The sequence below is a fragment of the Cohnella baijiui genome, from assembly GCF_020731285.1.
Lineage (GTDB): Bacteria > Bacillota > Bacilli > Paenibacillales > Paenibacillaceae > Cohnella.
Genome location: NZ_JAJFOW010000528.1, coordinates 1 through 209 on the forward strand (window position 1 = coordinate 1; position 209 = coordinate 209).

The following is a 209-nucleotide window of genomic DNA, read 5'->3' on the forward strand; positions in this document are numbered from 1 at the left end:
CATGCGAATATACTCAGGCGCACGTCCTCCTGGTATGATTAATCCATCATACTGTGTCGGGTCTATTTCGGCAAATGAAGCATGGGAATCTAATCCGTATGCCGGCTTCTCCACATAAGTTTCCATACCTTCCACAAAATCATGACTTACAGTCTGCAATTTTTTTACGGAAGGTGAAGCAATTGTTACTTCAAATCCTTCTTCTAAAC

The 209-nt window shown here is 41.6% G+C and carries 1 protein-coding gene; it reads right to left on the reverse strand.

Annotated elements, in window-relative coordinates; genetic code table 11:
• A partial coding sequence (locus tag LKX83_RS33670; RefSeq protein WP_227887672.1) for a DJ-1/PfpI family protein occupies positions 1–209 on the reverse strand: 209 nt, incomplete at both ends.